The sequence below is a fragment of the Tunturibacter psychrotolerans genome, from assembly GCF_040359615.1.
Taxonomy (GTDB): domain Bacteria; phylum Acidobacteriota; class Terriglobia; order Terriglobales; family Acidobacteriaceae; genus Edaphobacter; species Edaphobacter psychrotolerans.
This window is the reverse complement of record NZ_CP132942.1, coordinates 2,397,565-2,420,974: the sequence shown is the minus strand read 5'-3', so window position 1 is coordinate 2,420,974 and position 23,410 is coordinate 2,397,565. Positions and strand designations below refer to the sequence as shown.

The window sequence follows — 23,410 nt, the reverse complement described above, 5'->3', positions numbered from 1 at the left end:
CCCGGCCTCGGGCTTCGATATAGTGGACTCTTGACTCAAAAAAGTCTGCGGAGGGCTTTTGGTAAAGGTAAAACGTAGAATCGCCGCAATCTTCACATGTGCAATCGCGCTAAGCTCGATCGTCAGAGCGCAGGATCTCGCAAGCTTCGAAAAGCGCACCACCGTAAAAGTCCTCCCCAACGGCCTCACCCTCATCGTCTGCGAGCGCCCCGAAGCCCCCGTCTTCAGCTTCTACACCCTCGTCGATGCAGGTTCCGCCGACGATCCCGACGGCGCCAGCGGCATCGCCCACATGTTCGAGCACATGGCCTTCAAGGGCTCCACCGAGATCGGCACCATCGACTACGCCGCCGAAAAAATCGCCCTCGCAAAAGTCGAATCCGCCTACGCAGCCTACGACGCCGAGTACCGCAAGCGCGTCGGCCAAAGCCCCGAAAAACTCGCTCAACTCCTCAAAGCCTTCCAGGACGCCCAGGCCGAAGCGCAAAAATACGTCATCCCCAACCAGTTCTCCGAGATCGCCGAAGAGAACGGAGCCGTCGGCATCAACGCCAACACCACTGAAGACTCCACCCAATATTTCTGGAGCATGCCCTCCAACCGCCTCGAGCTCTGGGCCTACCTCGAAAGCCAGCGCATCGCCCATCCCGTCGAGCGCGAGTTCTACAAAGAGCGCAACGTCGTTCAGGAAGAGCGCCGCATGCGCTCTGACTCCTCCCCCGTCGGTCGCATGGTCGAGCAATTCCTAGCCACCGCCTACGTCGCCCACCCCTACCGTCGCCCCGGCGTAGGTTGGGAGAGCGAAATTAGTCAGGTCTCTGCCACCGAGGCCGCCACCTTTCACGAAAAATACTACGTCCCCGCCAACATCGTCATCGCCGTCGTAGGCGATATCAAAGCCTCCGAGGCCATGCCCGTACTCGAGCGCTACTTCGCTCCCATTCCCGCCGCCCCGCGCCCCGAGCCCATGACCACCGTCGAGCCGCCACAGGTCGCCGAAAAATCCGTCACTATCCGCGAGGCCACCCAGCCCTTCTACATCGAGGGCTACCACCGCCCCGACTATCTCGATCCCGACGACTCCGCCTACGACGCCATCTCGGATATCTTCTCGAACGGCCGCACCGCCCGCCTCTATCGCTCTCTCGTTCGCGACCAGTCCATCGCCGCCGAAGCCCAGGGCTTCAGCGGCTTCCCCGGCGACAAGTACCCCGGCCTCTTCGCCGTCTACGCCGTGCCTCTCCCCGGCCACTCCCCCGACGAGATGCGCGCCGCAATCCACAAAGAATTAGATCGCCTCAAAAATGAAGACGTCTCCGACGCCGAGCTCGAGCGCTTCAAAACCCGCTCCCGCGCCGATCTTCTCCGCGGCCTCGCCGACAACGAAGGCCTAGCCCACCAACTCGCCGAGTATCAAACTCGCTTCGGCGACTGGCGCGAGCTCTTCAACCAGCTACAAAAAATCGACGCCGTCAGCAAAGCCGACATCCGCCGCGTAGCCAACAAGATCTTCACCGACAACAACCGAACCAGCGCGCGAATCGAATTCGTCCCGCCCCAACGCAAAGTCCCGCAAGCCGCCGAAGGCGCAGGAACAGGAACGCCAGGAACAGCCATGCTCACCGCACCCCCAGCGCCGACCGCTCAAACCGCCGGAGGTACGAAGTGAAGCATCTCTCTTCGTTCGTCCTCACCGCAGCCGCCTCTTCCTTCCTTCTCGCCACTCTCGCCGCCTCTGCGCAAACCGCACCCGCCGCAACGCCAGCCAGCACACAAGCTCAACCATGGAAACAGATCCCCATCCCACCACTCCCGGCCTTCAAACCCGCGCAGCCGCACCGCGTCGAGCTTGAAAACGGAGTAGTCCTGTTCCTTCAGGAAGACCACGAGCTCCCCTTCATCAACGGCACCATCCTCATCCGCGGAGGCAGCCGCGACGAGCCCAACGCAAAAGTAGGCCTCACCTCCCTCTACGGCGAAACCTGGCGCACCAGCGGCACCGCCACCATCAGCGGCGACAAGCTCGACGACGTCCTCGAAGACAAAGCCGCCTCCATCGAAACCTCCGGCGGCACCGCCTCCACCTCCATGAGCTGGTCCAGCCTCAAAGGCGACTTCGACACCGTCTTCGCCCAGACCATCGATCTCCTCCTCCATCCCACCTTCAAAGCCGACAAACTTCAGCTCGCCAAAGAGCAGCTCGAAACCGGCATCGCCCGCCGCAACGACGACGCCGGCGGCATCGCCAACCGCGAAGCCATCCAGATCGCCTACGGCCCCCACAACCCCTACGCCCGCGAGCTCGAATACGCCACCGTCGACGCCGTCACCCTCGACGACCTCAGCGCCTGGCACAAAAAAACAGTAGTCGGCAGCAACATCATCATCGCCCTCTCGGGCGACTTCGACTCCGCCGCCATGGAAGCCAAACTCCGCGCAGCCTTCGCGCCAATCCCCCGCGGCGACCGCTTCCAATCCGTCAAAGCCACCTTCACCGACCCCAAGCCCTCCGTCAACTTCGTCTCCAAAGACGACGTCAACCAGTCCAACGTCCTCATTGTCGGCCTCGGCACCGAGCGCAGCAATCCCGACTACTACGCGCTCTCCGTCATGAACCAGATCTTCTCCGGCGGCTTCGGCTCCCGCGTCGTGCAAGACGTCCGCACCAAACTCGGCCTCGCCTACACCGTTGAAGGAAACTACGGCGCTTCCTACGATCACCCCGGCATCTTTGTCGTCGAAGCCGCAACAAAGAGCGCAACCACCGTAGCCGCAACGAAAGCGCTCCTCGCCGAAATCGACCGCCTAAAAACCGAACCACCCACACCCGCCGAGCTCAGCAAAGCCAAAGACCAGGTCCTCAACTCCTTCGTCTTCCACTACGACTCGCCCGACAAGACACTTGGCGAACAAGTCACCCTGGCCTTCTATGGCTACCCCCTCGACACTCTCGAAAAGTACAAAACCGGTATCGAAAAAGTCACAGCCGCCGACGTCTCCCGCGTAGCCAACAAATACATCGACACCAACAAGCTCGCGATCGTCGTGGTAGGCAACGAGTCTCAAATCACGCCGTCACTAACGACCCTGGGCCTCGGCGCCGTAAAAAACCTGGACATCACAATCCCACCCCCACCAGGCGGCAAACCCGCAGAATAACCACGCGAAGCAATCACAAGTCACGAAGTGACCGCCGCCCGCGCAGGGCGCCCGTCCGGCAGGACACAAACAAGCAGCTCCCAAAGAGTTCTTACCAGGGGGGAACGATGGAGCTATCCTTAGATAGCGTCATCGTCCCCGGAGGTTCGTCATAAAGAACTCGCTCCCGTCCCTGCTAGCTGTCTCTTTCCTTCTCAACGTCCTACCTCTCACAGCCCAGCAGCGTCCTCCCGCAACACCTCTCATCACGCACGATCCGTACTTCAGCGTCTGGTCCATCACCGACAACCTCACCGACTCCGACACCACCCACTGGACCGGCTCTCCACAACCCATCACCGGTATCGTCCGCATCGATGGCAAGCCCTTCCGCTTCATGGGCCACCATCCCGACGACATCCCCGCGATGCAACAGACCGCGCACTCCGTCACACCAACCCACACCACCTACGAGTTCCGCCAAAGCGGCATCAACCTCCGCTTCGTCTTCTTCACCCCAGCATTCTTAAGCGATCTCGAAGTCCTCTCCCGCCCCGTCACCTACCTCACCTGGACCGCTGAATCGACTGACGCCTCACCCCATCAAGTCTCCGTCCTCCTCGACGTCGATCCAGTAATCGCGGTCAACGAGCGCAGCCAGCAGATCAACTCCTTCCGCAATCAAACCTCATCCCTCAACGTCCTCTCCACCGGCTCGCAGGATCAAAAGATCCTCAACCGCTCCGGCGACGACCTTCGCATCGACTGGGGCTACTTCCATCTGGCCGTGCCGAAAGACGCACACTACACAACCTACCTAGCATCACATCCAGCCACAGCCTTCGCATCAACCGGTCAGCTCACAACCACCGACACCATGGACATGCCCGAGCGCGCCGACCACTCCGCCTCCGCGCTCTCCACCATCATCGACTTCGGCTCCGTCTCGCAACCCGTCACTCGCCACATCCTCGTCTCCTACACCGACAACTACGCAATCCAATACCTCCAGCGAAACCTTCGCTCCTACTGGCAGCGCAACAACCAACCCGTAGACCAGATGCTCGATCAAGCCGAACAGCAGTACGCATCCCTCGAAGCCAGCGGCGAAGCATTCGACAAAGACCTCACAGCCGACCTCACTAAAGTTGGCGGCGAGCACTACGCCTACATCGCGATCCTCTCCTACCGCCAGGCCATCGCCGCACACAAGCTCGTAGCCGACGCAAACGGCGACCCTATGCTCTTCGCCAAAGAGAACTTCTCCAACGGCTGCATCGCCACCGTCGACGTCCTCTACCCCTCAGCGCCGTTCTTCCTCTTCTTCAACCCGAAGCTCCTCGAAGCCCAGCTCCTCCCCGTCCTCGAATACTCCTCGCTCGCCCGCTGGAAATTCCCCTTCTCTCCACACGATCTCGGCCAATACCCACTCGCCAACGGCCAGGTCTACGGCGGCGGCGAAAAAACCGAAGAAGACCAGATGCCTGTCGAAGAGACCGGCAACATGCTCATCCTCGTCGATGCCGTAGCCCGCGCAGAAGGCACTCCGCAACTAGCCCAGCGCTACTGGCCCCTACTCACCAAGTGGGCCGAATACCTGAACACCCACGGCCTCGACCCTGAAACCCAACTCACCACCGACGACTTCGCCGGACACCTAGCCCACAACGCAAACCTCTCCATCAAAGCCATCGACGCACTAGCCGCATACGCCGACCTGGCCCATCTCCTCAAACAAGAGACGGTCGCCAAGCAATACCAATCCACCGCAAAAGAGATGGCCGCAAAGTGGATCGCCATGGCAAAAGAAGGCGACCACTACAAGATCGCCTTCAACAGCCCCAACACCTGGAGCCAGAAGTACAACCTCGTCTGGGACAAGATCCTCGACTACAACCTCTTCCCCAACAGCGTCCGCGACAGCGAAGTCGCCTTCTACCTCACCAAGCTCAACCTCTACGGCCTCCCGCTCGACAGCCGCGCCGACTACACCAAGCTCGACTGGTCCATCTGGACCGCAACCCTCGCCTCCAACCCCGACCAGTTCAACGCCATCATCGACCCCATCTGCCGTTGGACCAACGAAACCCCCACGCGCGTCCCCCTCACCGACTGGTACGACACCAAAACCGGCAAACAAGTAGGCTTCCAGGCCCGCAGCGTAGTAGGCGGCGTTTTCATCAAAGCCCTCTCCGACAAAGAACTCACAAACAAGTGGCGCGCCAAATCCACCTCCACTCACTAGTCAACAATCCGCACACCGCATAACCACCCACTGCCGTGAGACCATAGACTTCTATGGTCTCTAACGAATTCGCCATCGCCATCATGGCCGCAGGAAAAGGCACCCGCCTCAAAAGCAAGCACCCCAAAGTTCTTCACGAGATCGGCGGTCGCGCCCTCCTCCTCTACGTCATCGCCGCCGCTGAAACCGCAGTCACCCCCGACCACATCTACTGCATCATCGGCCACGAATCCGAACGAGTAAAAGCCGCCGTCGCCGCCACCGGAGTCAAGTTCGTCCTCCAGCCCGAGCAGCGCGGCACCGGCCACGCCATGCAGATGCTCAAAGCCGATTTCGAGCTCTCCGGCGCTCCCCTCCCCAAACATCTCCTCGTCCTCTCCGGCGACGTCCCCCTCATCCGTCCCGAAACCATCGCCGCCGTCCGCGACACTCATCTCCGCGAGCACGCCGCCATGACCATCCTCACCGCCGTCCCCACCGACCCCACTGGCTACGGCCGCGTCCTCCGCGCCAACCCCAACAAACCCGAAGTCACCGCCATCGTCGAACAAAAGGCCCTCACCCCCGACCAGCTCAGCGCACCCGAGATCAACTCCGGCATCTACTGCTTCGAAACCCAGGCCCTCTTCAGCAAACTCGACGCCCTCAACACCAACAACGCCCACGGAGAGTTCTACCTCACCGACATCGCCGCCATGCTCGTCGCCGAACGCAAACGCGTCGTCGCCGTCAAAGCCAACAACGTCGACGAGGTTCTCGGAGCCAACACCATCGCCGAGATGATGCACCTCGACGCTGCCATGCGCCTCGCCACCGCACGCAACCTCATGGCCGCCGGCGTCACCATCTTCCGCCCCGAAACCTGCGTCATCGACTCCGCCGTCACCATCGGCCCCGACACCGTCATCGAGCCCTACGTTCAACTCCTCGGCTCCACAAACATCGGCAGCGACTCCCGCATCCGCTCCTACTCCGTCATCCAGAACTGCACCATTGGCAACAACGTCACCGTCCTCAATGGCTGCGTCTTCGACGACTCCTCAGTCGCCGACAACGCAATCCTCGGCCCCTACGCGCGCCTCCGTCCCGAGAGCCACATCGGCGAAGGAGCCCACATCGGCAACTTCGTCGAAACCAAGAAAACCACCATAGGCAAAGGTTCGAAGGCCAACCACCTCAGCTATCTCGGCGACGCCGTCATCGGCGCAGGCGTCAACATCGGCGCCGGCACCATCACCTGCAACTACGACGGCGTCCTCAAACACCGCACCACCATCGGCGACGGCGCCTTCGTCGGCTCAGACTCCAATCTCGTCGCCCCCATCAACATCGGAGCCGGTTCCTACATCGCCGCCGGCAGCAGCATCACCGAAGACGTCCCCGACGGAGCACTAGCCCTTGGCCGCAGTCGCCAAACCAACAAACCCGGCTGGGTCGCCGCACGCAAAGCCGCCAAACAAAAAGCCTGATGCACACCAACGAGCCGCAACAGCGAGCCCAGCCACGCGCACATCTGCCTTCCAATGGTTGATATCCTTCGTCATGGATTACTTCCTTTCTTCGTCACGTCTCGGGTTCCGCCATTGGACTGCCGCTGACTTGCCTCTCGCCGAATCACTTTGGATGAATCCTGGAGTAATGACTCACATGGGCGGCCCCATGACGGCCGAGCAAGCAAACGCGCGACTGGAAGTGGAACGTACAAGGCAGACTGCTCTCGGCATCAGTTACTGGCCCATCTTCCATCTCGTCAGCGGAGAGCACGTAGGCTGCGCCGGTCTAAGACCATTTCACGACGAGCACCGCGTCTATGAATTAGGCGTGCACATCGCGCCAAAATTCTGGGGCGGCCGCTTTGGAGAAGAGGCGGCACGCACCGTCATTGAGTACGCCTTTGGAACACTGGGCGCCCTGGAGCTAACCGCAGGCCACGGTCCCAGGAACATATCCTCAAAGGATCTTTTGGAGCGGCTCGGCTATACCTTTTCCCACGAGGAGCCCTGGGGCGCACAGGAACTCATGCATCCGTTCTACCGCCTCAAGCCAGAACAATATCGCCGCTGAAATACGCAACGACAAATCTCACTTATGAGCAGGCGCCGACCACGGCGGCACCACGCCCATCATCCGCGCATAAGCAATCTGCTGCCCCATATGTTCGTTGTCGTGAACAATGATCCTCAGATACATCCCATCCACCGTGACCTCCTTACCCTCAATCTTCACCTTCCGCTGAAGCTCCCCCGGCTTTAACTGAGCACGCGCCGTCTTCACCGCCTCTAACGACCGCTTCAACCACGCAATCACATCCGCCTTCTTGGTCACAATCTTCTCAGCATCATCGGACATCATCTCCGGCGGCATAGGAGGGCCAGTAACGCTGAGCAGATAAAAATTTGCCTGAGCGATATGCATATAGACTTCGCTGACTGACCTCACCCCCGGCGCAGGACGCCACGCGAACTTATCCGCCGGCGTAGCCTCCGCAAGCTCCACCAACTGCTTGGACACATGAGCCCACTCTCCGTCGTAGCCTTCCCACAGTCCTTCCATTTGTGCGTGAAGAGAAGTGGTGCACATCACAAGGAGAAGCAGTAGCGTCTTCATCAATCCCTCCGAATCGTCCCAAGCCGACGTCTCATCCTTCGAATCCCGCTCTCTACCGATTCGAAAGAGCGCCACGGACCAATGGCGCCAAACTACATCCGCCTACACCGTCTGTCAAAATCCTATTTTGAAAAACACAAAAAAAAGTCGAAATCCATGGCACATTCTTTTGCGTTCTTTAAAGCGCTCCCGAAAAACCATGTCCACCACGCAAACCACCACGATCTCACCATCAACTCACCACAACAAAACCAAGCGTTTTCCCATGACCCCCCTTAAAAACTGCAGCAAAACCGCAAACAGAACGCTCTGAATCCATATACGAATTTTTTCTCAACCAAGCACCTGATTCCTCCGCCTGAACCGCCGATAAAGACGTATAAGCCATTGGCATTTAGCCAGCTACATCACACCGTCACTCCGCGAAAGTATCTATTCATGCCGCAGGAACGAATCCTGATAGTCGACGACGAAGAACCCGTGAGAGCAGTCGCAGCAGCCCTTCTCACCAGCAGCGGATACACCGTCAACACCGCCGCAAGCGCCGAAGACGCACTCACTCGCCTCCAGCAGGACCCCGACTACGACCTCGTCCTCTCCGACATCATGATGCCCGGCACCGACGGACTCACCTTCCTCGACCACCTCTGCACCGACCACCCCGGCATCCCCGTCGTCATGTTCTCCGCCATCAACGACATCTACGTCGTCACCAGCGCCTTCCGACGCGGCGCCATCGACTATCTCCTCAAGCCCTTCGAGCGCACCGAGCTCGAAAGCGTCGTCCTCAGAGCGATCGAGCACGGTCGCCTCCGCAAACAGAACTCCACCTACCGGCATAACCTCGAAGCCATCGTCAACACCAGAACCGGCCGCCTCCGCTCCACCATGCTCGACCTCGAACGCAGCTACGACATCACCCTCGAAGCCATGGGCGATGCACTCGACCTGCGCGACCAGGAGACCGAAGGCCACTCACGCCGCGTCACCGCGTACACCAACGCCCTCGCTCAGGCCATGGGGCTCAACTCCGAAGAGCTGCGCGTCATCGCACGTGGAGCCTTCCTCCACGACATCGGCAAGATCGCTACGCCCGACGCCATCCTTCTCAAACCCGGCAGACTCACCCCCGAAGAGATGGCCATCATGAAGGAGCACTGCGAGCGAGGCTACGAGATGGTTCGCAAGATCTCCTTCCTCCGCGATGCCGCCGAGATCGTCTATGCCCATCAGGAGCAGTTCGATGGAAAAGGCTATCCACGCGGCCTGCGTGGCGAAGAGATTCCGCTCGGCGCGCGCATCTTCGCCATCGCAGACACGCTCGATGCCATGACCTCCGACCGGCCCTACCGCAAAGGAACCAGCTTCGCCAAAGCCAGAGACGAGATCACCCATTGCTCCGGCACGCAGTTCGACCCCCAGATCGTCGAGGTCTTTCTCTCCATCCCCCCGGAAACCTGGTCCGACCTGCGCGCCGCTACCGAAACACAAACGGCCGCCCCCTCTCCGTTCCGCAGCAACTGACAGTAGTGGCTCAGTTTGAATTCGCAGGGGACCGGAACAGCTTCCCAAATAGATTGATAGCACCGAAAGGTCACATGTCTGATCTCAGACAAATGGACTATTTTCTGTTTGCCTTGGCCGGAAAGACGTCCGTACCTAGATGATTACACCGCGACGGTTGCCTAGATGAGCGCTTGAATGACGTGGAACAAAAAACCGCCATCATAGCGATCCACGCGCTCATGACTCGGGTCCACAAATTGGGGAACATTCTGTACTCGTGCTCAGTTATCGTTTTGATCACATGGCTCTTGTACATAGAGACGTATAGGCCATCGACGATGGCAACGCTCGATGCTCCCCCAGTAATTTTGTAGAAGTAAACAAATGTGAGAACGGCATATACGAGCAATATCCAGCCGACAAGGGCAACCCTTCCCTCAGGCGTTGCGTATCTTGTGTTAGCTTGAACCGCTCTCGCGCACAAGACCGCACCAGCTACAAAGAAAAAGGCAGGAAGAACCCAGAATGGGGACAGCGTTGCAACGAAAGTTCCGACATGCAACAACGTGCAGACCACCGTCGCGAGCGCACACAAAGCAAATCCAAGTCTGTTCAAAGCCATTGTCGGACAAGTATAGAAGTTTGGCGTCACGAAGTTCCCTCAATGCCGAGATTCGGATCGATAACAGGCGTCTCCCAGCAAAACATGGCTTGACCAAAAGAAATCTACTTTGACGAGAAACGGGCTAATCGGAAATATGTTGGGAATTTCAAACTGACCCCACTACCCGAGTGCTCTCGTCAGTTGCGCAGAACAAACAAAGGCAGCTAGCATCGCAGGGCGAGGTGTCTCAATGAAGAAAGCAATGGATGCGGACGAGATCAAGGACGTTCTGAAATCCAACCCCGAGTGGAATCTCAAGGACGGCAAGCTCATTCGCGAATGGACTTTCAAGGACTTCATTCAGGCGATGGAGTTTGTGAACCGCGTCGCCACACTTGCCGAGGCTGCCGGCCACCACCCCGATATCGACATTCGCTACAACCACGTAGTTCTCGGCCTGGTCTCCCACGATGCCGGAGGAATCACCCAGCGTGATGCCTCCATGGCCAGCAAACTCAGCAAAGAGTTCCCTACTGCATAGCTTTTTGTTCAGCGCACCAAGCCCCAAAGTATCCCGAACTGCTGAAAATCAGCCTCCAAACCGCAAAAAACTGTAATTTCATAGGAATTCTCCAACATCCTCTGTTTTGCGTAGAAAATAAGTGAAAAGACCGGTCATTTTTTCAAATCATTCATTAGATTGACCTTATTTTGATTTGTGAAAAATCGAGTCTCTGGGAAACGTGCCCAAAATCATCAAATTTCTATGATTGAACATATTTCTCTTTCTTTTCCTCCATATTGTGGTATCTTCAATTCAACGAAGCGTGAGTCTTCCGCTCGTGAGATTTTTCAGCCCGCATCATCGCAGTTTGGCTGACACAAGTTGCGTCACTGGCCTCCCGGCACGATCAAAACACCGTTCGTGCCGCATTTTTTTGCCTTCCCCCACACAAAAAACTCAAATACACGCGACTGCGTTGCCCTTGAGTCTATTGCTGCCATTTCCAAGCGACAGCTTCGGACGAATTCCACTGCTGGCCAAGTCTGGGATCGAACGCAGAGAAGAATGGCTATTTTCTGTCAAGTCCCAAACCATCGCAACCCGAACCAAGACAAAGAGATAGCCCTGGCGCATGAGTTATCGCCAAATCTTTATAATTGATACTGACACGCAGGATCTCCTTGCACGAAAGGAAGGCCCGTCGTCAAGCACCTCATAAACCATTTAGATGCAATATTTTAGCCGTAAACCCTTTGAATAGAATATTTTGCAGGCATACACTGTCTACAAAGTATAGAAACCAAACAAGTTACGCCCAAAATACCCCAGTGGGGAGGGGGTAGGACCCACGGCCCACAAACCTAATTCACCTCGCCCAGTTGTCAGAAGAAAGAGAGACCGAGTAACGAAAAAGCAGTAGATACGCCATCGAAAGGGATTGATCTAGAATACGATAATGAAGCGAATTCTCGGATGCATCGCGTTAGGTCTGGTCACCATGGTGGCCTCCGCCCAGTGGTCGAACCCCTCGGAAGACATCCCGGCCTACAACGCATCTGCTCCGGCAAAGCCTCTTCCTCCGGTGCTTAGCGGGAACCAACTAACCGGAGTCTACTTCTCGCATCCCTATCAGGTAACCGCGTACAAGATGGCCGCCGCCATCCCTGCCGTGTTGCATCAGCAGCCCTGCTACTGCCACTGCGATCGCGAGATGCGCCACAACAGCCTGCACAGCTGCTTCGAAGGCACCCACGGCGCTGCCTGTTCCACCTGCATGAGAGAAGCGGTTTATGCTTATCAGCAAACAAAAAAGGGACAGACCCCGGCACAGATTCGCGCCGGTATCGAACGCGGCGAGTGGCAGGAAGTCGACCTCTTAAACGCAACCATGTAGCTCCTCTGCGATCTTCGGTCGAAAATTTCTCGGCCGAGTATCCTTGAACCCATGACTTGGATCTTTTGGGCCGTTCTATCGGCAGTCTTTGCCGCCGCAACTGCACTGTTGGCCAAAGTCGGAGTCTCGGGAATCGACTCGAATCTCGCGACCGCTATCCGAACGACGGTGATCCTGATCTTCACCTGGGCGATCGCCATCGCCTTCGAGAAGCATCACGCCCTCGCGCAGATCGGTCGGCGCAGCTGGGTCTTTCTTGTGCTCTCAGGCATCTGCACCGGCTTGTCGTGGCTATGCTACTTCCGCGCGCTGCAAATGGGCCCCGCCTCGAGCGTAGCGCCGGTCGACAAACTCAGTGTGGTGCTGGTCATCCTCGGCGCGTGGCTGTTCCTCGGCGAACAACTGACTCCGCTGAAGGTAGGTGGAGCCTCGCTCATCACTATCGGCGCCGTGATCCTGGCCTTCGCGTGACGCTCGAGCAGCAGAGTTATAATTGGAGTAGTTCTTTGTAGCGCCCAATGCAATGTTGGTGCCAGCTCCAGATGGGGGCGTCACGGCTTCGACGGGATTGCTTGTGGCAGAGAGGCATGCCGGGGTGTGGACACCCGTAATCGCTCACAAAACTATAAGTGCCGAACCTCAGTTCGCTCTTGCTGCTTAATTAATTAAGTAGCCGATCGCTCAAGCTTCGCCTACGGGCCTGTACCGATCGTCGCACAGTAGGCTGGTCTTCCCTGCTCCGTCTGAGCGGGTCGGACGAGATCAATCAGGCTGGTCGTCGTCGCATCTTCGTCCGTTCTAAGCGCCGATGACGAGACAAAGATGAACTGGAAAAAGCATGAAAGCTCTCTGTTGGAAGTTTTTTCGGACGTGGGTTCGACTCCCACCGCCTCCACCATTTTCAAGTGTATTTTTTTGAAAAACATACGTCGGATCAAATAGGGACTGTACGATAACTGCACGACGAATGTACGATGATGTCATGTTGACCATCTATCGTCGCCATAGTCCCGGTTGTCCGAAAGTCGCAGATAGGTACTAGAAACGATGCGCCTGCCCGATGTGGGCTGAGGGCACGGTAGAGGGTACGTATTCCAGAAAAAGTCTAAAATCGAAGAGTTGGGATCGCGCGGCTGCTCTGGCACGTTCCATCGAAGATACCGCGACGTCAGAAACAACGCCGAAAGACGAGCCCATCACCATCATTCAGGCTGTCACGGAATACCTAGCGGATGCCAAGGCGCGCGAACTTGCGGATGCGACTCTCTATAAGTTGGAGATCCAACTTCGAAAGCAGTTCTTAACTTGGTGCAGGGCCGAAGGGTACAAACTGCTTAAAGAATTTGATCTGAGGGCAGCCCAATCCTTCAGGGCTTCTTGGACCGACGGCGGTCTCGCTAAAAAGAAGAAGCAAGAGCGCCTGACAGGTTTCTTCTGGTTTTGTATCCGTGCCGGATGGTTGACCGCAAACCCAACTGATCGATTGGGTAGAATCTCGGTCACACAGGCGCCCACGGACTATTTCACACGTGACGAATACGAGAAGTTGCTCGACGCGACGTTCCTTTACCGTGAGGGTCGCGGTGAGACCATCGGCGGGAATAATGGCACTCGCATTCGGGCACTCATCATGCTGATGCGCTGGAGCGGGCTACGCATTCGCGATGCAGTCACGCTAGAACGAACTCGGCTCATCAACGACAATCTTTTGCTATATCAGGCAAAGACCGGAACTCCGGTCTACGTGCCCCTTCCCCCTCAGGTGGCGGATGCACTTCGCACTCTCCCTGATGGCGTCAAGCCAAATCCGCGCTATTTTTTCTGGAGCGGCAACGGGCTACCAAAGAGCGCAGTTGCAGACTGGCAACGTAGCTTCAGAAGGGTCTTCAAATTGGCTGGACTGGAGAAACCGGACGGGTCAGCCAAACGCTGCTTTCCGCACATGCTACGAGATACCTTCGCTGTGGAAATGCTACTTGCCGGAGTGCCTATCGATCAGGTCTCGATGCTTCTCGGACATGCCAGTGTCAAGATCACCGAGAAGCATTACTCACCGTGGGTCAAGGCGCGTCAGGACCAGCTGGCAGCCAGCGTTCGTAACGCGTGGGGCTCGTTAGGAGTGATTCCCCCACAACCGCCGAAGCGGGGCAAAGCGAAGCTCGTGTTGATGCGGGCTTAGTTCAAGCCGTTTGGCGGCGATGATGAAGACGGATCAAAACACTTTGTGGAATGCGAAGGTTTTGATATCCCCGTTTCCGGGCTGTCTCGCTGCTGCCCCAGCGAAGTACACCTGTCTCTCCGTCGAAGAGACGCCGGACAGTCTTCTCGCTGACATGCCACATGGCGGCGACTTGCGGAACAGAGTAGTGAGGTTCCAGAGCGATCGAGTGCAGTCCTTCGTTTGAACTGGTTTCTTCTGAACGGTTTCGGTCACGTCGCTTTTCCGAGGCATCACGGCTCCGTGACTAACAAAATTTCCGGGGCAAGCCACTGCTGTCCAATGACTCTCGCACCCAACGTGATGACTGCGGCGCATATCAGGGCTATCAAAGTGGGTTTAGTCGCATCGGTACTGGCAACCAATTCTTTCTGGAAAGTCTCTAGTTATTGGATAGTGGCTCGAGCCAGGTAAGTTGGATGGCCACTCAGGCGGACGTCGTTTCCCCTCATAAGGAGGGCGAGCCAATGCAGAGACTCATTGAGGTTCGCTTACTGGTCGCAATCGTCACCTTGTCCGAGGAACTGAATTTCACGCGTGCAGCAAGCGCCTTGGGATTACTCAACCGGGCCTCAGTCGCCGGGTCGCATCCCTTGAGAATAGATACCGAATCAAGCTTTTCGAGCGTGACCATGCGAACGTCAACTTGACAGAAGCAGGCCGGGTCTTCGTGGAGGAAGCGAAGCTTTCTCTTATGCACGATGAGAAAGCAATAGAAGTAGCGAAAGCTGCCACGGAAGGCGTCGAATCGGTTCTTACTATCGGACGGTCTCCTTACACGGATCCGTTCTTGACGTCCGCGCTTCTCTCTCGATTCATCTGCCACTTTACCCGAATCTCAATGTTCACCTGCGTAGCGATTTCACGCCAGACCTCATTCATGATCTGACATTCTCGAAATTGGATCTTGCGCTCGTCGCGAACCCCGGCGCAAACCGGAAGCTAATTACGACAAAGGTCAGCGAGTCGCCCCTATATGTCGTGCTGCCAGAGACTAGTTCATTGGCGTCTAAAGGAAGCGTGACTCTATCAGACCTAAGCGACGAAAGATGGATTCTCTTTGAGAGGAAGGCTCATCCCGACATGACGACGCTATCCTGCGGCGGGCAGCGGAGGAAGAAATTGTCTTTCGTAGTGGACAAAAGGTGTTGACTGCGGAGGATGCCGCGCAGTTGGTATCAGAGAATCTAGGCATCGCTTTTTTAAGCATGGCAGGCGCGCAACGAATCGCGGAACGCGGCGCGATCGTTCGGCCATTGGAAGACAAGGAGCTTGCTCTTACGGTGTGTCTCGCCACCAGAGCCGATAACCGTTCGAAATTGCTTAGCGAGTTCGTTCGAGCCTTCATGCGACGTCTCACACAAATCAAGAAATCTCCACAAAGAGTTGAAATCTCGCAACCTCTGAAAAGAGTTTCGGGACCAACCTGGCATGGAAGGTCATGTTAGTTGGATCGAGTGGTTGCGAGTTAGCTGTTACACCTGTTCTCGCCTCTTTCCTTAGACCCACCATTTGCGGAAGGGAAGTTCCTGATGGCAGATACGAGCCCGGATGCCTAGACTCCCTCTAGCAAGTCGGCCAACCGAAGCTTAAAGGCGTCGGCGAGAGTCTCCAGCATCCGAAGGCCCGCCTCCCGCCGTCCGTTCTCAAGTTGGGAGATATGTGTGCGTCCGATGCCTGAGATCTCCGCCAAATATTTTTGGTTCCAGCCTCGCTCTTCGCGCAACTCCCAAAGGCGACGGCCGAATTTGACGCAGATATCATTTGCCACTCTCCAAGGGTCAAGCTAGGATTGACATGCAATGTTGCGCATGAACAACATTGACTGCAAAGGAATCCAGGAATGGACTCCCCAAACGGCAGCGAAAAACACTAACCTAAGCTCTTAACCGCCACGAGGAGCTACGGTGCGAGCTGAAGGAAACAAACCGTGGACGAATTCGAAATCCCCGAGTTGGCGAAGAAGGTCATCGCCACCGTGAAAATCACGCGCCATTCTGATGAAGAACAGGAACTTTCTCTCGAGTTTACAGACGGCACTTCTTTCTCATATTCCTGCTGCAGTAGGGTCTCCTCGGTGGCCTCCGCATATCGCGGGGGCGTCGGAGAACCAGAGATCATCCGCGAGTTCAAGGTCGGCGAATAACATCGCATCCTGAGAAGATGACCGCCGGCGGTGACGAGTACTTCGCGATAAATTCTCCTAGACGACTCGACTTCGTTCCATCCACGAGCGACTTCAGTCGCTTCTCTGTTGTCATCGTGATCGGAATGCAAATGAGGCCCGGCCGCCAAGCAATCGCCTCAGCTGTTGGAATCTGTGAATGACACAATCCGCTCCGCTGCTCAGAATCAAGTTTTCGCTGAGGGAGGTCGCAATGCCGACGACAAACATCCAGCAGCCTTTCCGGCGATAACCCCGTTCAATGAATCCCCTATCTAAGAAAGGTGAGTCATAAGGCACTCATTGAGACGACAGCCATTCTCGATGAGTAACTCGGCGATTTATCACTCATTGAGGTCTTCAATTGGCATCAATCACTTCGCTGTATAGCCGGTATTCTTCGGCATTTGGTGGGAGCGTTCAACTGTTTAGAAGCGGAATTCATTCACCAAAGAAGCAGACTGTTGCACGCTAGAACGAGCGTTCTTGCAGACCAAGCCCTGTGCCATTTGAACGACATAATCACGCCCTGAGAAAGATAAGGACCCGATCAGATCATCGCCGGTTTCAACGAATCCGTTGGGCCAAGCCAAATCTTTCCAGCGTGTTCGGGAATGCTCGAGGATGGGTGATCCTGCATCTTTTCCTCGATAGCTCCGAGCACGGTCCCACTGATAGGGTCGTCTGGAACGGCCTGAAGCGTCGTTTCGATTTCTTTTCGCGCCCCGAGAGGATTTCCTTGGAGCAGAAGCGCTTCCGCCAGGCTTCGCCTCGGGGGCCATGGCCAGATCTGAGGATCACGATAGCCGTCGTGCTCTGCCTCAAAGCTCGAAGCGAAGCTGTACTCCTTTACTGCGGTTGCATAATCTTTCCGGACCATTGCAGCGCGTCCGCTCAGCATGTGGAGGGCAACCGTCAACATAGAAACGACCTGCGGATCGGTGTGTTCGAACGAGCCGGTTTTCTTTATGTTCTCTATAATTTCAGCTTCCTGAAGCGCCCCATGGCTGTCGTTGTCACGGATCAGCGCTTCTCCGCGGGCGAAGTGATAAAAGGCACTTGCCAAAGAAGCCGTAGGTGCCTTGAGGTTTAAAACATCGGCCGTAGGGGCAAAGCGACCGAAGGCAAAATAAGACTCAGCAAAAGCTAAGCTCTCGCGTGGAGAGGAGCGTTGCATTTCATTCGCAAACTTCAGGGCCAGGTCTTTGTCGCCGCTAATGAGCGACGCCACAAGTCCAAACAGAAGATTGTGTTGATGCATCGGGAGGGCGTTCATGCCTCCTGGAGGCTGCATCTTTTCAACGTACTCTATGTCTGCAGCAACTGCGGCCATGTTGGCTTGCGCTGCGGCTTCATAGTTGCCCGTGTGGTAATCGATGTGACTCGCCATGTGCAGCAAGTGCCCCGATTTGGGTGCAAGAGCGGCAAGCCGTTGTGCATACGGCAGGGATGCGGCGGGACGGCCCTGCCATTCCGTCAGGTGCAGGTAGAGGTGGATCGCAGGTGTGTATGTAGAGTTACGACGCAGCACTGTTTCGAGACGCACCTGCGCTCTCGCCAGATGTGGGTCCGTTGCGGAGGCGGAGCCCGGCATGCCGTTCTCCGCTGCAATCATCTGAGCGTTGGCGGCGCTTACCTGAAGAGCATCATCGTTTGGGAACCTTTCCGCGAGAGCATCCGTAGCCCTCGCCTCAGCTTCATCATCGACAACCCAATTCCCGTCGCGGAGCAGGTATCGTTGGCGTTCTCCAGCAATGATCCCTTTCGCCTTGGGTGAAAGGCCATCAGTGATCGATTCAGCATGCGATAGGGCTTCCACCGCTCGGACGGCCGCTTGTCGAGGGACGGTGTAGTTGATGGTAGGAGCTAGTGACGACGCTTCGCCCCAGTAACACATAGCGCAATGCGGATCCAAATGTTCGGCCAGCATGAAAGCGCGAAGCGCCTCTTCCTGCGAAAAGGAGTTATCAAGCTTCACACCATTGTCGAACGCTATTCGGGCAGCTGGGAGTGCACTCTCCGCGTCGATACCTCCGTCGCCCAGGTTTGCAATAGGAGTCGTTAGATGCGGATCGTTTGAAGGGCTAGCTGGAGTACCTGTCGGCATCTGCATCACATGCTGGGCCTTCGCTGCAGTGCACACACCGATTACCAGCCAGACGGTTAGTAGTCTTTCAAGAAACATCCACTTCATTAGGAATACGCTTCACGGGCTTTAGACGATTTTCGGCGCATAGCGGAAGCAGGCTCTGCATATCGCCACGACGTGTGGTCAGTCTACGAGCAAGTCGGATCGAATTGCCTATAGAAAACTGCAGTTCGAAATGCGGTTTCAAAACAGTCGTCCTAATATAGGGCCCTCCGCTTGAACTGCCCTGCAATCGAAGTCAGTGGTCATGTTCGGGCCTTGGAATCATTGTGACCGCGTCCATATGTCTAAAGGTGTGCCAGTTGGAGGTAATCGTCCGAACAATATTCTTACCATCATCTGCAAGCCAGATGCTCCCCGACTCCAATCCGACTTAAGGAGCCAACGGCTGTAGAGTCTGGAAGACTGTCGGGATCAGTTCTGCCACCGTGGGATGGATGTGAACCGAACGCGCGAGTAGAGAGGCTGATTGACGTGCGTACATCGCCGTCGCGATGCAATGGATCGCCTCATCGCCACCGACGCCCAGAATAGTGCCTCCAAGAATCTCCTGGGTCTCTGCGTCTACCAGAACTTTCATGAAACCATGAGTTTCGCCTTTCTCGATCGCCCTCCCGATGGTTGACATCTGCCGAGCCTGCCCCGTTCGCGAACCTGTCGCTCGTTCATCCCCACTTGCGCTAGCGGAGGATCGATGTAGAGAGCATGAATTGGAATACGATCTGTGACGCGTCGAGAGTCGCCATCAATCAGGTCTGCGGCGACGACATCAGCGTCGTTGTAGGAGGTATGCGTAAACCCGCCGCGGCCATTGCAATCTCCCAAAGCCCATATTCCTCCGACCGGGGTCCGAAGCTGGTCATCTACCTCGACAAACCCTTGGCTGTTCACGGATAGTCCCGCATGTTCCAAACCGAGATCGTCGGTGTTTGGATCGCGTCCCACAGCCAGAAGAACATGAGATCCGTGGATTTCTGGGCTGCCATGCTTACATCCAACACGAACAATGACGCCCGATGGTCCGCGCTCAAGAGCAAGGCACTCTGCATGAAAGCGAAGAGCAATCTCTTCAGCTTGAAGGATTTCGGTTATGCCTGCGCAAACATCGGCATCTTCATGCCCCAGGAGCGTTGCCCCTTTTTCAACAACAGTTACCTTCGATCCAAAGCGGCGGAACATCTGCGCGAACTCGAGGCCCACATAACTGCCACCTATCACGATGAGGTGTTCGGGAAGCACCTCGAGATCGAGAATGGTCGTACTCGTTAAGAATGGAACATCCTCAGTTCCGGGCATCGTGGGGATTCTGGGACGGGCTCCCACATTTAGAAAGAAATGCCTCGAGCAAAGCACGTCGTCCCCGACTCGCAACCGGTCAACCGCTTCAAAACGCCCTATGCCATGAAACAGTGTGCAACCATCCATACTCGCAACCGCTGCTTCATTCTTCGCTCGAAAATTGAGGACGATCGCGTCTTTTCGTGCCTTGACCTTTTTGAGGTCTAAACGAACACCTCCGTCGCTGAGTACACCGAAGTCATCAGCGTGAGAAGCGATATAGGCTGCTTTCGCGCTAGCGACCATGGCTTTTGTAGGCGTGCAACCGACATTGACACAGTTTCCGCCGAGCCACTTCTTTTCGACCAGAGCGACAGTCCAACCGGCCTTGGTCAGCTTCCCAGCAAGCGACGCGGCCTGGCCGGCTCCCACGATTACTGCGTCAAATAAATGCTCCATACGAACCTCATCCTCACCAGAAACACGTCCGGGTATTGTCGGTACGATAAAGACGCACCTCGAAACACCAGATTCATCTTCACTAGTTGGAATGGTCGAAGCCAGCCTATTGCTCGCTTCGACATCCCAATCTCACGCAGCCTACCATGTCGACATTGGCCAATGAACCGGGTTTCAATAGGCGACAGCCTGTAGTTATCTGCAGCTATGACCCGAAAAAAATGAGAGACAATCATTCGATCCGATTCGGTCGCGAGGGAAACTCAGCCGCTTCCATTGGTTCCGCGAACGACAGCGGCCTCGTTTCAACTCATCCACGAATGGGAGACCTATGAATACAGTGACGATTAAGATCTTTAAGGCTCCGGCCGATCCGGACCCGACCCATCAACTACTCGACATACCGTGGTTTGCAGGTATTACGGCGCTTCAAGCGATGATTATCGGCGAAGCAATGTACGAAAAATCATTTAGCTTCCGAGTTGTCTATCGCTCCATCTTTGGAGCCTTTATCGATAGCATTGATGGCAATGACGATGATCCTACGGCAGGACGCTTCTGGATGCTCTATGTCGATGGAGAGGAATCGAGTGTTGGCGTCAGCGAGACGATCATTAGCGAAGACGAAATAATCACGAGTGCTGTGCTGGAGTGACGCTATGTCGGAGCGGCGGAAGCAAGCCATCAGGTAACGCTAAAGACAAAGAATCTTCCCGCGATCTAAGGCTTGATGTGGGACGATACGGCTCCCACTTTAGCTCACAGGCTTCCTCGAATCGATAGATGATGTTGTTGTTGTCACATTCCGAAACTTTCTTCACAATTCTCGCTTGACCTTGGAGTGCGAATAGAGTGGCCGCAATGAGAAAGCCACGATACATCTCCCTGGCCTCGCGTTGGCGCATTTCTTCTGCCCCTTTGGTTGATTGAGGTCATATACAGAATTGCCGACATGTCCTGAGCGGAATCGGCAGAAACGTAGAGTGTTATGCGTAGTAAGAACTCGACAAAGGTCTCGATCATAACGGCGCGGCGTTCGGTGTGCAGCACTTTCGGTCTTTTGCTTGTATTTGCGTTCGGAGTCGGGCCCTTCATGAGTCTGGTCGAAATGCTGGGCTGGCGCAGGAGGTGAGTGCTTTAGCCGTAGTGGTGCTAGCTTCTGCAACGAAGGGAACGGCCTTCTTGATCGCTCAAGTTCTTCTGCTCGTTCTTGCCATAGGTGTCATCGCGATCGCAGTCAAGAAATTCTGTCTAACACCCTCATCGGTTCTCTGGAAGCAGAATAGAGTGGAAGACTTGCCACGAGACGCTGTGGGATCGTAGAGCCCTCACCCCGACCATCCAGAAGGGAAATCAAATTTGATAGACCGCCGTACCTTCTCCAAATATCTCGGCGCTTCAGCGGGCTTCGCATTGATGCCTCAAGGCGCAAATGCAGCTGCGGGCCTTATCCCCACGCCGAATGACGCAGGCGAGACATGGTGGAAGGCTGCCGTTCTCTATCAGATTTATCCACGCTCCTTTCAGGATTCGAATGGAGATGGCCTCGGCGATTTCCCGGGAATCACCTCACGGCTGGGCTATTTGCAGGATCTGGGCATTGACGCCGTTTGGGTCACAGCCTGCTTCGATTCGCCGAATGCGGATAACGGCTATGATGTCCGCGACTACCGACGCATCCACCCCGACTTTGGCACCATGGACGACTTTGAGCACTTCATGGCTAAAGCCAAGAAACACAATATCCGAGTGATCCTCGACATGGTCTTCAATCATTCGAGTGACGAGCACGATTGGTTCAAGCAGAGCCGGTCTTCGCGAGACAATCCTTATCGGGACTTCTATTTTTGGAGGGATCCGGTTAATGGGGGACCACCGAACAACTGGCCGTCTTTCTTCGGTGGATCCGGGTGGGAGTTCGATCGAGCGACCGGTCAGTATTATCTTCATCACTACGCAGTCAAGCAGCCCGATCTCAACTGGGAGAATCCAAGGGTTCGCAAGGAGCTCTATGCTGTCTTGAACTTCTGGGCGGCTAAAGGTGTCAGCGGATTCCGTTTCGATTGCGTCGGCGAAATCTCCAAGCCACTGCCCTTTCGTGATATGACACCGGCCGAACTGGAGGAAGACGGCAACACTCTTCGCACTTCCGGCCCGCGTCTCGATCAGTACCTGAAGGAGATACGCGCCTCTACTAGCGACTTCCCGGACCTCTACTTCGTCGGCGAGGGTTGGGGCATGACGCGAGAACGGATTGTGAGAGCAACGGACGACCGCGACAAAGAATTGAGCTCAGCATTCCGATTCGACTTCCAGCTTCTCGACATCGCCGAGGGGTGGCGCAAGGTGCCGTGGAGTCTGGGGAAGCTGAAAGCCTTCAATTTGGAAAACCAGTTTCAAGATGACCTGCACGTATGGCCAGTCGTCTTCCTCGGGGACCATGACTTTTCGCGTGCGGTGTCGCGGTTCGGTTCCAACCGTCCTGAGTTTCAAGTTCGGTCTGCAAAGCTCCTTGCCACGATGCTCCTCACACTGCGAGGCACGCCCCTCGTCTACCAAGGCGACGAGATAGGCATGAGCAACTTCCCGTTCACTGATATCTCGTAGTTTAACGATATTGGCGTCCACAATCTGTGGAAGGATTTGGTTGAAAGCGGCAAGGTCCCAGCGTCTGAGTATCTCTCGAACAATGCGCTAACGAGCCGCGACAACAGCCGCACTCCGATGCAATGGGACACGACTCACAATGCCGGTTTCACGCAAGCTAAAAAGCCGTGGATCGTGCTGAATCCCAACTACCTCAGGGTCAATGTGCATGCTGAAAGCGACGATAAAGATTCGGTGTTGGCCTACTACCAGCAGTTGATCCGGATTCGAAGATCAAAGAGGGTGCTTATCTTCGGCGCCTACCGGGATATATCCGGGCCGCAGCCCAATATTTACGCGTACGTACGCTCCGACGACACCGGTCAGATCGTTGTCGCGTTGAACTTCTCAGACGACGCCATAGACTTAAAGCTGCCATTGCATATCGTTGTGAAGCATAGACTCATTTCGAATGTGACAGGGGCAGAGCTCGCCCCGACAGGCACGCTCCACCTTCTGCCGTGGCAAGCAACAATGTTCGCTTAGCAACATGAAGAG

General features: G+C 56.1%; 18 protein-coding genes, 1 other RNA gene and 3 pseudogenes. 17 read left to right on the top strand and 5 right to left on the bottom strand.

Features of this window, described 5'->3' with window-relative positions:
• Positions 1–58: 58 nt before the first annotated feature.
• The 5 genes from RBB77_RS10055 (at position 59) to RBB77_RS10035 (ending at position 7,447) form a co-directional block, all read left to right on the top strand.
• Entirely contained in the window at positions 59–1,669 is a 1,611-nt protein-coding gene (locus tag RBB77_RS10055) for a M16 family metallopeptidase (RefSeq protein ID WP_353066990.1), read from the top strand.
• Positions 1,666–3,159 (top strand): M16 family metallopeptidase, encoded by a 1,494-nt coding sequence (locus tag RBB77_RS10050; RefSeq protein WP_353066988.1) that lies wholly within the window; start codon positions 1,666–1,668, stop codon positions 3,157–3,159. Before RBB77_RS10055 ends, RBB77_RS10050 begins: the two co-directional genes overlap by 4 nt.
• Before the next feature lie 172 nt (positions 3,160–3,331).
• Positions 3,332–5,383 (top strand): glutaminase domain-containing protein, encoded by a 2,052-nt coding sequence (locus RBB77_RS10045; protein WP_434557113.1) that lies wholly within the window; start codon positions 3,332–3,334, stop codon positions 5,381–5,383.
• A gap of 53 nt (positions 5,384–5,436) precedes the next feature.
• A complete protein-coding gene (gene glmU, locus RBB77_RS10040) occupies positions 5,437–6,852 on the top strand; it encodes a bifunctional UDP-N-acetylglucosamine diphosphorylase/glucosamine-1-phosphate N-acetyltransferase GlmU (RefSeq protein ID WP_353066986.1) in 1,416 nt (471 codons plus the stop codon).
• Positions 6,853–6,925: 73 nt separating this feature from the next.
• The gene (locus RBB77_RS10035) at positions 6,926–7,447 is read left to right on the top strand and encodes a GNAT family N-acetyltransferase (RefSeq protein WP_353066984.1); all 522 of its coding nucleotides are present in this window, start codon (positions 6,926–6,928) and stop codon (positions 7,445–7,447) included.
• An 18-nt stretch (positions 7,448–7,465) separates the two neighbouring features.
• Here the strand turns inward: RBB77_RS10035 and RBB77_RS10030 are convergent, their stop codons facing one another.
• Entirely contained in the window at positions 7,466–7,990 is a 525-nt protein-coding gene (locus RBB77_RS10030) for a DinB family protein (RefSeq protein ID WP_353066982.1), read from the bottom strand.
• Positions 7,991–8,377: 387 nt separating this feature from the next.
• Here RBB77_RS10030 and RBB77_RS10025 point away from each other — a divergent pair, with 387 nt between their 5' ends.
• From RBB77_RS10025 to RBB77_RS09985, 9 genes and pseudogenes are all read left to right on the top strand, one after another.
• Positions 8,378–9,514, top strand: coding sequence for an HD domain-containing phosphohydrolase (locus RBB77_RS10025; protein WP_353066980.1), 1,137 nt, complete (start codon positions 8,378–8,380; stop codon positions 9,512–9,514).
• A gap of 836 nt (positions 9,515–10,350) precedes the next feature.
• On the top strand, positions 10,351–10,641 hold the full coding sequence (locus RBB77_RS10020; RefSeq protein WP_353066978.1) for a 4a-hydroxytetrahydrobiopterin dehydratase: 291 nt from the start codon (positions 10,351–10,353) through the stop codon (positions 10,639–10,641).
• Between the two features lie 919 nt (positions 10,642–11,560).
• Positions 11,561–11,998, top strand: a complete 438-nt coding sequence (locus RBB77_RS10015) for a CYCXC family (seleno)protein (protein WP_353066976.1) — start codon at positions 11,561–11,563, stop codon at positions 11,996–11,998.
• 51 nt (positions 11,999–12,049) lie between these two features.
• Entirely contained in the window at positions 12,050–12,469 is a 420-nt protein-coding gene (locus tag RBB77_RS10010; protein ID WP_353066974.1) for an EamA family transporter, read from the top strand.
• A gap of 73 nt (positions 12,470–12,542) precedes the next feature.
• Positions 12,543–12,896, top strand: a transfer-messenger RNA (tmRNA) gene (ssrA, locus tag RBB77_RS10005).
• 162 nt (positions 12,897–13,058) lie between these two features.
• Positions 13,059–14,177 carry a tyrosine-type recombinase/integrase gene (locus RBB77_RS10000; RefSeq protein ID WP_353066972.1) on the top strand — a complete coding sequence of 373 codons (1,119 nt, stop codon included), beginning with the start codon at positions 13,059–13,061 and terminating at the stop codon, positions 14,175–14,177.
• Positions 14,178–14,739: 562 nt separating this feature from the next.
• Positions 14,740–15,105 (top strand): annotated as a pseudogene (locus RBB77_RS09995) (LysR family transcriptional regulator); the annotation flags it as partial.
• Entirely contained in the window at positions 15,030–15,368 is a 339-nt protein-coding gene (locus tag RBB77_RS09990; protein ID WP_353067607.1) for a LysR family transcriptional regulator substrate-binding protein, read from the top strand. The pseudogene RBB77_RS09995 and the gene RBB77_RS09990, both read left to right, overlap by 76 nt.
• Positions 15,305–15,664: pseudogene (locus RBB77_RS09985) on the top strand (LysR substrate-binding domain-containing protein); the annotation flags it as partial. The gene RBB77_RS09990 and the pseudogene RBB77_RS09985, both read left to right, overlap by 64 nt.
• A gap of 107 nt (positions 15,665–15,771) precedes the next feature.
• On the opposite strand, the gene RBB77_RS09980 reads toward RBB77_RS09985, so the two are convergent.
• On the bottom strand, positions 15,772–15,987 hold the full coding sequence (locus RBB77_RS09980; protein WP_353066969.1) for a helix-turn-helix domain-containing protein: 216 nt from the start codon (positions 15,985–15,987) through the stop codon (positions 15,772–15,774).
• 159 nt (positions 15,988–16,146) lie between these two features.
• On the opposite strand from RBB77_RS09980, the gene RBB77_RS09975 reads away from it, so the two are divergent.
• Entirely contained in the window at positions 16,147–16,362 is a 216-nt protein-coding gene (locus tag RBB77_RS09975) for a hypothetical protein (RefSeq protein ID WP_353066967.1), read from the top strand.
• A 568-nt stretch (positions 16,363–16,930) separates the two neighbouring features.
• On the opposite strand, the gene RBB77_RS09970 is transcribed toward RBB77_RS09975, so the two are convergent.
• The 3 genes from RBB77_RS09970 to RBB77_RS09960 form a co-directional block, all read right to left on the bottom strand.
• On the bottom strand, positions 16,931–18,574 hold the full coding sequence (locus tag RBB77_RS09970) for a hypothetical protein (protein ID WP_353066965.1): 1,644 nt from the start codon (positions 18,572–18,574) through the stop codon (positions 16,931–16,933).
• Positions 18,575–18,902: 328 nt separating this feature from the next.
• Positions 18,903–19,109: a hypothetical protein gene (locus RBB77_RS09965; protein ID WP_353066963.1), complete on the bottom strand. Its 207-nt coding sequence runs from the start codon at positions 19,107–19,109 to the stop codon at positions 18,903–18,905.
• A complete protein-coding gene (locus tag RBB77_RS09960; RefSeq protein WP_353066961.1) occupies positions 19,106–20,266 on the bottom strand; it encodes a mercuric reductase in 1,161 nt (386 codons plus the stop codon). Before RBB77_RS09960 ends, RBB77_RS09965 begins: the two co-directional genes overlap by 4 nt.
• Positions 20,267–20,597: 331 nt before the next feature.
• On the opposite strand from RBB77_RS09960, the gene RBB77_RS09955 reads away from it, so the two are divergent.
• On the top strand, positions 20,598–20,921 hold the full coding sequence (locus tag RBB77_RS09955) for a DUF4430 domain-containing protein (protein ID WP_353066959.1): 324 nt from the start codon (positions 20,598–20,600) through the stop codon (positions 20,919–20,921).
• 761 nt (positions 20,922–21,682) lie between these two features.
• A pseudogene (locus RBB77_RS09950) lies at positions 21,683–23,398 on the top strand (glycoside hydrolase family 13 protein).
• The last annotated feature ends 12 nt before the right edge of the window (positions 23,399–23,410 follow it).